The organism is Vibrio sp. 10N.237.312.B06 (genome assembly GCF_041464685.1).
GTDB classification, from domain to species: domain Bacteria; phylum Pseudomonadota; class Gammaproteobacteria; order Enterobacterales; family Vibrionaceae; genus Vibrio; species Vibrio tasmaniensis_A.
Genome location: NZ_JBFSPI010000034.1, coordinates 39,036 through 49,120, shown reverse-complemented (window position 1 = coordinate 49,120; position 10,085 = coordinate 39,036). Strand labels below are relative to the sequence as shown.

The following is a 10,085-nucleotide window of genomic DNA, read 5'->3' as shown; positions in this document are numbered from 1 at the left end:
TCTCGTATCTCGTATCTCGTATCTCGTATCTCGTATCTCGTATCTCGTATCTCGTGTTTCTATAGCGCTTTTTGAGTGAAAAACTGTTTGTCTTCCCAGCGAAGTATCGTCAAGTCTCCCCCCCACACACACCCAGTATCAAGTCCAATCACCTCTTTTCCTGAGTAACCTTCTAGCGCAGCCCAGTGTCCAAAAACAACGGTTTTATCGAGCTTTATGCGTTGCGGAAGGTCAAACCATGGCACTAATGGTTCATCGGTAATTTCATTCGGTGGTAGCTTACATGCCATGTCGAGTCGGCTATCTTCAAAACAGAAGCGCATTCTTGTCAGGCTATTGATCGCATAGCGATAGCGCTCTATGCCTTGCAACTCGTTGTTCCAGAGGTCTGGCGTGTTACTGTACATGTTCTCGACAAGCCATTGCCAGCGGTTCGATTTCAGTAATGACGTTATCTCTCGATTCTCTGTACGTGTTTGTTCCAAGTCCCATTGAGGTGAGATGCCTGCATGTGTCATGACAAACTCTGGGTGCTCTTGCATCAATGGTTGTTGTCTTAACCATTCCAGCAATTGGTCACGGTCTTCAGCATCAAGAATTGGTTGAGTCTTGTCTTTTGGTTTGGCTGAAAAGAGGCCTAAGGATACCGCAAGTAGATGTAAATCATGGTTACCCAATACCACCTTCGCTGAACTGCCAAGGCTACGAACAAAACGTAACGTCTCTAAGGATTTAGGGCCACGAGCAACTAAGTCTCCGGCGACCCATAAAGTATCTTGTTGTTTATCAAAGTTGATGGTTTCAAGCAGTAACTGAAGCTCGTCGAAGCATCCTTGAATGTCTCCGACAATATAATTCGACACAGTATTTTCCTGTAAGTGGTAGAGATGCGTACTAGTTAAGGATATTGGGGATAGCCAGTCTAAATGGGTCGACTTCTGTTATGAAATCAATGCCTTTATGATCGGTCATCACATAGTGACCTTGCATAACACCCACAGGGGTTTCGATGACCGTACCGCTGGTATATGTGTATTCGTCATTGGCTTCAATTACAGGCTGCTGTCCAACCACGCCATCACCTTCTATGGTGAGTTGTTTACCGTTAGAGTCGGTAATCAACCAGCGGCGAGACATAAGTTGTACCGTTGTTTTACTTAGATTTTTGATGGTAATGATGTAAGCGAAAACGTAGCGACTCTTAGATGGCTCTGATTGTTCTTCAATATATTTAGAATGAACTTGGCATTTGATACAAGGCGTAGATATATCCATATTCGCACCTTTTGTTGTTGGTATGCTTTAAGTATTACATAAAAAATAGGCTCCTCACCGAAGTGTAGGAGCCTTTTTCGATTATTTGTCAGCGTTGTGACTGTCGTGCAACCAGTTCGCCATATCGACAAACTGTTCGAGCGTCAGGTTCTCAGGGCGCATGCCAGGGTTTACACCTAGCTCTTCAAGCACTTCCTTGTCGATTAGGCTCTTGTAGCAGTTACGGACTGTTTTACGACGCTGGTTAAAGCCTTCGCGGCATACGCGATCTAACCACTTAAGATCTTTTGCCGGGTAAGGCAGTACTTCATAAGGCTGAAGGCGAACGACTGCAGAGTCTACTTTCGGTGGCGGAACAAATGCTGTTGGTGGCACTTCTAAAACAGGAGTGACTTTACAGTAATATTGAGCCATAACCGTTAGACGACCGTAAGCTTTAGTACCAGGACCCGCTGCTAATCGGTTAACGACTTCTTTTTGAAGCATAAAGTGCATGTCTTGCACGTCTTTATGGAACTCAAAAAGGTGGAACATCAATGGTGTAGAGATGTTGTATGGCAAGTTACCGAAGATACGCAGCTTGTTGTTTGGCTTAACAAGTTGTTCGAAATCGAACTTCATTGCATCGCCCTCATAGATCGTTAACTTTTCAGCAAGATCAGGGTGATTACGCAGACGTTCAGCAAGATCTCTATCCAGTTCAATTACTGTGAACTTGTCGACAAGCTTGCCAACAGGCTCAGTAATCGCACCAAGACCGGGGCCGATTTCTACTAAGTTCTGGCCTGGTAGTGGGTTAATACTCGATACGATTCCATCAATAATGTATGGGTCGTTAAGGAAGTTTTGACCAAAACGTTTACGCGCTTTGTGCCCTAAGTGGACATCATTTCTCATTGTTTTTTCTCTACTAATTCAATGGCGTGCGTGAGCGCTGTTCTAAAGCTCCCTGTATCGGCTTGGCCTTTCCCTGCCAAGTCTAAGGCGGTACCGTGATCGACTGATGTGCGAATAAACGGTAAGCCAAGCGTGATGTTCACTGAGCGACCAAACCCTTTGTATTTCAATACCGGGAGTACTTGGTCGTGATACATACCTAAAACAGCATCTGCATCTTGCAAATATTTTTCATTAAAGATGGTGTCTGCTGGCAATGGGCCAACTAAATTAATACCATCTTTCTGGCGAATTTTTTCTAGCGTAGGGGTGATAGTTTCTATCTCTTCACGACCCAAACAACCATCTTCACCAGCATGTGGATTCAAACCACACACGTAGATAGTTGGTTTCTCAATAGCAAATTTTTCAACCAAGTCTTTATGCAGAATAGCAATGATTTGCTCTAATCTGTCTTCGGTCACTGCTTGAGATACATAAGCTAGCGGGATGTGCGTTGTTACTAGAGCAACACGCAGCCCTTCTGTTGCCAACATCATCACGACAAGTGGAGTATTGGATTTCTCTGCAAAGAACTCGGTATGGCCACTAAAAGCAACGCCAGCTCGGTTAATTACACCCTTGTGAACAGGGCCGGTGACAATAGCATCAAATTCATCATTCATACAGCCAATTGCTGCGGTTTCTAAAGTATTTAATACGTAATGACCGTTAGCCTCGTTGAGTTGGCCTGCAACGGCGACTTCAGCTAGTGGAACGTGTTTCACAACCAATGTTCCAGAGCGTTGAGGTTGCTTGGGCGCGGTTGAGTCGTAATCCAACAGCTCAACCTCAATCCCTAACATTTCAGCTCGCTCTGCTAATAGGCTTTTATCCGCACAAACCACGAGCTGATGTGGCCAGCTTTCTTGGGATAATGCGAGAGTTAAATCTGGCCCAATTCCCGCCGGTTCACCTGCTGTAATGACAAGGCGTTTAGTTGTCATCTTGGTCATCCTCGACCACTTCAACAAAGGCGCTAGCTCTTACTTCTTGCAGCCAAGCACCGACTTCTTCGTTGAACTTACGGTTAAATAGAATTTGATAAGCTTTGTTTTTCAATGCTGAATCGGTACGGTCGACTTCGCGACGGTCTAGTACTTCAACAATGTGCCAACCGTGCACGGTTTTGAATGGCGCACTGATCTTACCTTCAGGTAGCGTTTCTACTTGGTGTTTGAACTCAGGAACGTATAAATCTGGAGTTTGGTAGCCTAACTCACCATCTTGTACTGCTGAACCTGGATCTTGGCTGTATTGCTGTGCAAGATCACCAAAGCTCGCTTCACCTGCGTTTACACGACGAGTGATTTCTTCAAGCTGCTCTTTCGCACCGTCATCACTCAAGATAACCGTTGGCTTAATCAAAATATGACGTGCATTAACTTCGGTAACTGCAACGGTTTCCAAACCTTTTACGTCTTCAATTTTTAGAATATGGAAGCCAACACCACTTCGGAAAGGACCGATGATGCTGCCTTTATTCTGCATTTTGATTTGGTCTGCAAAAATCGTAGGCATCTCTTCTTTACGCATCCAACCCCAATCACCACCTTGCAACGCTTTAGGGCCTTTAGAGTATGTATATGCCATGCTGCTAAAGTCTTTGCCGTTGTTTAGCTCTTCCACTAAATCAGTCGCTTGTGCTTCTAATTCTTCTTTGGTTTGGTCGTCATTGAATCGCAGTTGAATGTGGCCAATTTTGTATTGAACAGTCGCATTGGTTTCTTGCGCTAAAATGTCCGCTAGGTTGTCGACTTCTGCTGGAAGGATATTAATACGACGACGAACTAAAGCATTACGCGCTTCACTTGCCGCAATCTCTTTTCTTACTTGCTCACGAAATGCATTGTAGCTCAGGCCTTCTTCAGCGACCGATGCAGTAAGTTGTTGTACTGTTTGGTTGTTATCTTTTGCAATGCCTTCAATCGCTTGATCCAGTCGAGCATCATCAATACGAACACCGATACGTTCCGCTTCTTGAGTTTGAATCGTATCAATGATCAGCTTTTCTAGAACTTGCTCATTCAGTACATCTTGTGATGGTAATGTTTGACCACTTTTTTTCGCGTTTGCACGTAGTGTCTTCATTGAAGTATCAATGTCACTTTGTAAGATCACGCCTTCGTTGACGATCACTTTTACACTATCGAGTTCAACCGGTGCAGCATAGCTTATTGAGACAGTACAAGCCGCTGCGATAGCAATTAATGTGCGTTTCCACAATGTCATGTGTAATCCTTTATATTCACCGATGTTTTATCAGTAAAGAAAATTAGTTGTTTAAGAAGAATGGACGACCGTAGCTGAGTGCGTTACCTGAGCTTGTTTCACTTACTTCGCTTGAGTCTGAGCCTATGTTGGTACCAAAGCCAACAATACCGAAGCTAAAGCCAAAGTTTTTCTCGTATACTGGTGTCGCATTCGATGTGTTGATGTAATCACCTTCCCATCTACGTAATTGGTTACTGTAGGTGAAGCCGATATACCAACAATCTGACTTGTAATTGAGTTTAGCTAACCACTCAAGGTTCTCTTCGGTTGTTAAATCATAGAAGTACTGAGCGCTGGCACTCCACTTACGTGAAATCTGGTAGGCTCCGAGTAATCCTGCTTGAGATATACCATCTTTAGTAATCGATCCAACATTAAAATCAACAGTGTCTTCGATATACTCTTTGGTTACGTAGCGGTAGTTGGTTTGGATATAACCACCAGAAAAACGGTACTCAATGGTGCTGTTGGCTAGTTGCATTGCTGTGGTGTCGATGTCGTACTGCACACCACCATGATAAAACAGGTAGTCGTCGTAATTAAAGTCGACCTCTACCGCCCAAGATGAGTAGTTCGAGTTCTTATTTTTAGGATCGAGCTGTAAATTCTGTTTCGTATCTTTGTCGATATAAAAGATCTGTCCAAAAGACACATTGAGTCGCTCTTTATACTCATCATCAAAGAAACGAGATGATGCACCGTAGCTTACTTGGTTAGCTGCAGCGATACGGTCTACACCACTGTATTTACGGCTTCTAAAGAGACCATAATAATCAGTCTGCAGAAGTGTCGTATCGTAAAGACCAATGTTGTTTTGATCTTCTTTTGGTACGTACAGGTATTGAACTTGGGGTTCTAGAGTTTGAGTGTAGTTACCAATGACCTTGGTATCTCTTTCTAAAACGATACCGGCATGACTCCTAAACTCAGGGATTACTCGACTTACTGATTTTTCTAAATCTTTATATTTGTCACTTGTGGTATCAACACCATCAAGATCTTGTTGGTAGTAAGTACCAAGCAGTCGGGCTTCTGTGGTCCAAGTCCCCCAAGTGTTGCCTACAGGGATAGTAATACCCGGCTCAACGTGAATACGAGTTGCTGATGGTTTGCCTTTTGCATCGGTATCAAACAGAGACACATGGCTGATCAGATCGAAGTCTAAATACTCCGTTACCTCAGGGGCATAATAGTTGTATTCAAGCTGTGGGAGCAGGCGGTAAGGGAGGTTGTTTTTTGAGTTTGTAAGAACCTGAAAGTCTCGCACAAGTACAGAGGCATCCCAATTTTGAGATCGATAGGTTGCTAGCCCTTCTTGAAGTAACTGACCGTCCTCACGGTTACCAATGCCGCTTCCGTTGACATCTGTGAAGTACTCGATATCGCCAACTTTTGAGTAATCAATTTCAAACAACCAAGATTCTTGGAATATTCCTGAGTGATAAAGTTGAGCCCCCCAACGTTTGCCTTTCTCTGGGTATTTTTTGTCATCAGGTAAGTATTCAGACTTGATCATCCCGGAACCAAAATCGCTTAAATATCTAAATTCACTGTTAAGCTGAGTACCACGCTCTTTCATGTGCTTAAAAGTGGTTTTCAGGTCATACTCTGGTGCCAAGTTCCAATAAACAGGGATCTCAAATTCAAAACCATCACTTGAACCGTATGATACGGTTGGATATAAGAAACCTGTTTTACGTGTATCACCAATCGGAACGGTTAAGTACGGCAGATAAAAAACAGGAACGCTCTGAATTTCAAACCTTGGGTTGTAGAACGTAGCCTCTTCTTCATTTTGGTCGACATCGATACTTGACGCTCTTAGTCGCCATGCATTGTCGCCGATAGGGCAAGAGGTGATTGAGCCATCTTCAATCTCATAAACCGCTTTTCCGGTTTTCGCGATGTAAACCGCATCTCCTCGCCCTTGCTCACAGAGGAACTCATAATCGGTATTTTCGAGCGTCATTTCATCGGTGGTCAGATTGTTAGTGGCTCTGTCTGCCACTGACTTTATTTGACCATCGCTAAAGTTTACGTTGCCTTCAGCTACAACGATATTTTCTTGTTGGTGAAGCGTTACATTGTCGGCAAGGATGGTTTTGTTTCCTTGGGTAACTCTTACATCACCTGAGTAGATTGCCTTGTCACCATTGATAGCCTCTAAGCGATCGGACTCAACATGAGCGGGAAGTTGTGTCTCGTTTTCTGCAGCGGGCTCGATCAAGCATTGATCTATAGAGGGCATTTCCTGCACACTACTATCGGTGATTGTTTCAGCTTGAGTTGTCGATACGTATAATGCCGTACTTATAGACGCGGCTAACAAGGTGCGGGAAAAAGATTGCATGAAGTTGAACTATCCTGTGTCACTAGATGAAGGGTTGATCTAGTATCAATCCAATTAATAAAGCATTTTCCTTATGATAAAGGAAATATTAGCATTCAGCATCATCAGACAGCATTACTCAGACAAAATTCATAGATAGAGAACACATAATGCAAATATTTGGCAAAATTTTGGGCGCTTTTTTTGGTTTTTTATTTGGGGGGCCGCTCGGTTTAGTTTTTGGCCTATTCTTAGGGCACCAGTTCGATAAAGCTCGCCGATTGAACCAATCGGGCTTCAATAGCTCTGGTTTTGGACGAGGTCCAAACCAAGCTGAAAGACAAAACGAGTTTTTTAAATCCGCCTTTGCGGTTATGGGACATGTTGCTAAAGCCAAGGGGCAGGTAACTCCGGAAGAGATTCAGCTCGCTTCTACAATGATGGAGCGTATGAACCTGCATGGCGAGCAACGTAAAGCGGCGCAAGATGCGTTTCGTGATGGCAAAGAAAGTGACTTCCCGTTAAGCGATGTACTTGAGCGTGTGAAGATCTCATCGGGTGGCCGTTTTGATCTCCTGCAGTTTTTTTTAGAGCTACAAGTATCTGCTGCATTTGCTGATGGAAGTTTGCATCCTAGTGAGCGCCAAGTTCTGCATAAGATAGCGCAAGGTCTTGGCTTTTCTGCAGAACAACTAGAACGCCGTTTACAGATGCAAGAAGCAGCATTCCGTTTTCAACAGCAGGGTGGAAGCTTTGGTGGTCATCAAGGTCACGGGCAGTCATCTGGTTGGCAACAGGCTTCGCAACAAAACCAATTGGCCGATGCGTTTAAAGTTCTTGGTGTGAGTGAAAGTGCTGAGGGTAAAGAGGTGAAGAAAGCTTACCGCAAGCTGATGAATGAGCATCACCCAGATAAACTGATGGCGAAGGGTTTGCCACCAGAAATGATGAATGTCGCGAAAGAAAAATCGCAAGAAATTCAGAATGCTTATGATCTGATAAAGAAAGTAAAAGGTTTTAAGTAATCGAACATAGACCGAGTCATACTATTAAATGATTCGGTTTTTTATTAAAAGGAATTATATGATGGTAACGTATCAGGATGTTCTAGAGTTTTGGTTCGATGAATTGACGCCAAAAGACTGGTTTACTGGCGGCGAAGAAATTGATGTTTTGATAGAGTCTCGATTTGCTGAGGTGCACAAGGCAGCGGCTCAAGGTGAGCTATTTGAATGGCGACAAAACGCACAAGGACGATTGGCTGAAATTATCGTGCTTGATCAGTTTTCTCGAAATATTGGTAGAAACAGTCCGACAGCTTTTTCGGCTGATCCGATGGCGTTGGCTCTAGCCCAAGAGGCGGTAGCGGGTGGTTTTGATCACCAGCTTAACGAGCAACAGAAAAGCTTCCTGTATATGCCTTATATGCACAGTGAGTCTTTGTTAGTCCATGAACAAGCCGTGGAACTCTTTTCTCAAACGGGATTAGAGCATAATCTGGATTTTGAGTTTAAGCACAAGGTTATCATTGAGCGATTTGGTCGCTATCCGCACCGTAATGAGGTGTTAGGGCGAGCTTCGACTCCCGAAGAAATTGAATTCTTGCAGCAACCGGGCTCAAGCTTTTAATTGTAGAAACACAGTTCAATAGATAAAAAAGAGGCTAGCGGTTAATAAAAACCTCTAGCCTCTTTTTTTGTTTTAGTGGTGAACGTTAGCGTTAGAGCTAGTTTGCTTGGTTAAGCGACCAATCGTATTCATAACTGATGTTTTGAGTATTGGTTACTGCTTCAATTCGATATTGTTCTAAGTGCTGAATAAGTTGTTTCTTCGTACCAAAATCCACAGCAAACCATTCGTAAATCGATGATAGTTTAAGCTTATTGTTTGTAACCATCACGCCTTTGTCACTGCTTACAAACTCAGTTGCAGCTTGCTCAAGCAAGGCTTCAGCATTGTCAGAGGTAAAAGCGTCAGGTTGTAAGTTAGGGCAACCTAGGCTGGCACAGTTCACTGCATAATGCGTGCGTGGGTCTTGCCAAATCGGCCTTAGGATTCGGTGTTCAATGTCATTGAGTGTCAGTGATTTCCCATTAACGACTACCACATCATCTCCCCACGGACCGAAACTAAATAGTCCGCCAAGTTTAGTGATGGATTTGATCGGGTAAGCTTCAAGAATCAAATCGACAGTCACGGCGTTGTATAGGTTTACCCAATAGGCATACTGCTCCGCTTTTGAATAGTCGAGCGGATTCACTTGCTCCATTCGCTTGATGTACTGCTTGAGTTTTGTCTTATCGGCAGTGTTAACTGCTTTGTAGCGAACTAACGTATTTTGCCCCTGTTTAACCAAGTAGCTATCGAGGAATTGTTGCCAATCTTGATGAGATACCTGTTCTAGGTTGGTTTCGTCGCTTTGGTTCCAGTATGGCCAAAGATCGGATTTAGGCGCAGACCAAGCTAAGGTTGAGAAAAGTAGGCTGACAATAAAAAGCAGTTGTTTCATGGCATTCTCCTGATGACTGACTACTAAGACCTTAAGGCTTACCATTTTCTTTCATTGCCCTTCATTTAAATAAACATATGAAGTTAAGTTAAAAGCTTAGCCAAATAAAAAAGGTTGGCACTTGGCCAACCTTTAGATTTATTCAGAAACGTCTCATTATTTTAGGAAGCTAGGAATCTTAGCTTCAAACTCTGAAATCTTATCGGCGTGTTGAAGTGTAAGGCCGATATTATCTAAACCATTCAGTAAGCAGTGACGACGGAACTCATCAATTTCAAACGAGTACTCTTTACCGTTCGCGCTGACTTTCATTGCTTCTAGATCAACCGTAATTTCTGCACCTTCATTCGCTTCAACGAATTGGAATAGCTCATCCACTTCTTGCTCTGTCAATCGAACTGGCACCATTTGGTTGTTGATCGAGTTACCGTAGAAAATGTCGGCAAAGCTTGGCGCGATCATCACTTGAATACCGTAATCGGCAAGCGCCCACGGTGCGTGTTCACGAGATGAACCACAACCGAAGTTTTCACGAGCTAAAAGAATTGAAGCGCCTTGGTAGCGAGCTTCGTTCATTACAAACTCAGGGTTTGGCTGTTGGCCTGCATCGTCTAGGAAGCGCCAATCGTGGAACAAATGTTTACCAAAACCGATGCGGTTTACTTTCTGTAGAAACTGCTTTGGAATGATCGCATCAGTATCGATGTTGGCCGTATCTAGAGGAACGACTAATCCGGTGTGTTGTTGAAAACCTGACATGTT

The 10,085-nt window shown here is 43.5% G+C and carries 10 protein-coding genes; 2 read left to right on the top strand and 8 right to left on the bottom strand.

Annotated features, from left to right (window positions below):
* Nucleotides 1-59: 59 nt before the first annotated feature.
* The 6 genes from apaH to lptD form a co-directional block, all read right to left on the bottom strand.
* Nucleotides 60-863 (bottom strand): bis(5'-nucleosyl)-tetraphosphatase (symmetrical) ApaH, encoded by an 804-nt coding sequence (apaH, locus tag AB6C75_RS11410; protein ID WP_372107817.1) that lies wholly within the window; start codon nucleotides 861-863, stop codon nucleotides 60-62.
* A gap of 31 nt (nucleotides 864-894) precedes the next feature.
* Nucleotides 895-1,275 carry a Co2+/Mg2+ efflux protein ApaG gene (apaG, locus tag AB6C75_RS11405; RefSeq protein ID WP_017098907.1) on the bottom strand — a complete coding sequence of 127 codons (381 nt, stop codon included), beginning with the start codon at nucleotides 1,273-1,275 and terminating at the stop codon, nucleotides 895-897.
* Between the two features lie 81 nt (nucleotides 1,276-1,356).
* On the bottom strand, nucleotides 1,357-2,172 hold the full coding sequence (gene rsmA, locus AB6C75_RS11400; RefSeq protein WP_009847826.1) for a 16S rRNA (adenine(1518)-N(6)/adenine(1519)-N(6))-dimethyltransferase RsmA: 816 nt from the start codon (nucleotides 2,170-2,172) through the stop codon (nucleotides 1,357-1,359).
* On the bottom strand, nucleotides 2,169-3,158 hold the full coding sequence (gene pdxA, locus AB6C75_RS11395) for a 4-hydroxythreonine-4-phosphate dehydrogenase PdxA (protein WP_198592280.1): 990 nt from the start codon (nucleotides 3,156-3,158) through the stop codon (nucleotides 2,169-2,171). Before pdxA ends, rsmA begins: the two co-directional genes overlap by 4 nt.
* Complete coding sequence (surA, locus tag AB6C75_RS11390) at nucleotides 3,148-4,443, bottom strand: peptidylprolyl isomerase SurA (RefSeq protein WP_372107816.1); 1,296 nt, start codon at nucleotides 4,441-4,443, stop codon at nucleotides 3,148-3,150. Before surA ends, pdxA begins: the two co-directional genes overlap by 11 nt.
* 43 nt (nucleotides 4,444-4,486) lie before the next feature.
* A complete protein-coding gene (gene lptD / locus AB6C75_RS11385; RefSeq protein ID WP_372107815.1) occupies nucleotides 4,487-6,835 on the bottom strand; it encodes an LPS assembly protein LptD in 2,349 nt (782 codons plus the stop codon).
* Between the two features lie 149 nt (nucleotides 6,836-6,984).
* Here lptD and djlA point away from each other — a divergent pair, with 149 nt between their 5' ends.
* Both djlA and AB6C75_RS11375 read left to right on the top strand, forming a co-directional pair.
* Nucleotides 6,985-7,839: a co-chaperone DjlA gene (djlA, locus tag AB6C75_RS11380; RefSeq protein ID WP_372099219.1), complete on the top strand. Its 855-nt coding sequence runs from the start codon at nucleotides 6,985-6,987 to the stop codon at nucleotides 7,837-7,839.
* Between the two features lie 58 nt (nucleotides 7,840-7,897).
* Nucleotides 7,898-8,443 carry a DUF924 family protein gene (locus AB6C75_RS11375; protein ID WP_372099221.1) on the top strand — a complete coding sequence of 182 codons (546 nt, stop codon included), beginning with the start codon at nucleotides 7,898-7,900 and terminating at the stop codon, nucleotides 8,441-8,443.
* Between the two features lie 97 nt (nucleotides 8,444-8,540).
* Here AB6C75_RS11375 and AB6C75_RS11370 read toward each other — a convergent pair whose 3' ends face one another.
* Together AB6C75_RS11370 and leuD are read right to left on the bottom strand one after the other, a co-directional pair.
* Nucleotides 8,541-9,323 (bottom strand): DUF547 domain-containing protein, encoded by a 783-nt coding sequence (locus tag AB6C75_RS11370; RefSeq protein WP_372107814.1) that lies wholly within the window; start codon nucleotides 9,321-9,323, stop codon nucleotides 8,541-8,543.
* A 156-nt stretch (nucleotides 9,324-9,479) separates the two neighbouring features.
* Complete coding sequence (gene leuD / locus AB6C75_RS11365; RefSeq protein ID WP_017061388.1) at nucleotides 9,480-10,082, bottom strand: 3-isopropylmalate dehydratase small subunit; 603 nt, start codon at nucleotides 10,080-10,082, stop codon at nucleotides 9,480-9,482.
* Nucleotides 10,083-10,085 lie beyond the last annotated feature (3 nt).

Excerpts from the sequence above, each read along its gene's own strand:
- surA (WP_372107816.1), bottom strand. The coding sequence starts at position 4,443 with ATGACATTGTGGAAACGCACATTAATTGCTATCGCAGCGGCTTGTACT.
- AB6C75_RS11375 (WP_372099221.1), top strand. The coding sequence starts at position 7,898 with ATGATGGTAACGTATCAGGATGTTCTAGAGTTTTGGTTCGATGAATTG.
- pdxA (WP_198592280.1), bottom strand. The coding sequence starts at position 3,158 with ATGACAACTAAACGCCTTGTCATTACAGCAGGTGAACCGGCGGGAATT.
- djlA (WP_372099219.1), top strand. The coding sequence starts at position 6,985 with ATGCAAATATTTGGCAAAATTTTGGGCGCTTTTTTTGGTTTTTTATTT.
- lptD (WP_372107815.1), bottom strand. The coding sequence starts at position 6,835 with ATGCAATCTTTTTCCCGCACCTTGTTAGCCGCGTCTATAAGTACGGCA.
- apaG (WP_017098907.1), bottom strand. The coding sequence starts at position 1,275 with ATGGATATATCTACGCCTTGTATCAAATGCCAAGTTCATTCTAAATAT.
- rsmA (WP_009847826.1), bottom strand. The coding sequence starts at position 2,172 with ATGAGAAATGATGTCCACTTAGGGCACAAAGCGCGTAAACGTTTTGGT.
- AB6C75_RS11370 (WP_372107814.1), bottom strand. The coding sequence starts at position 9,323 with ATGAAACAACTGCTTTTTATTGTCAGCCTACTTTTCTCAACCTTAGCT.
- leuD (WP_017061388.1), bottom strand. The coding sequence starts at position 10,082 with ATGTCAGGTTTTCAACAACACACCGGATTAGTCGTTCCTCTAGATACG.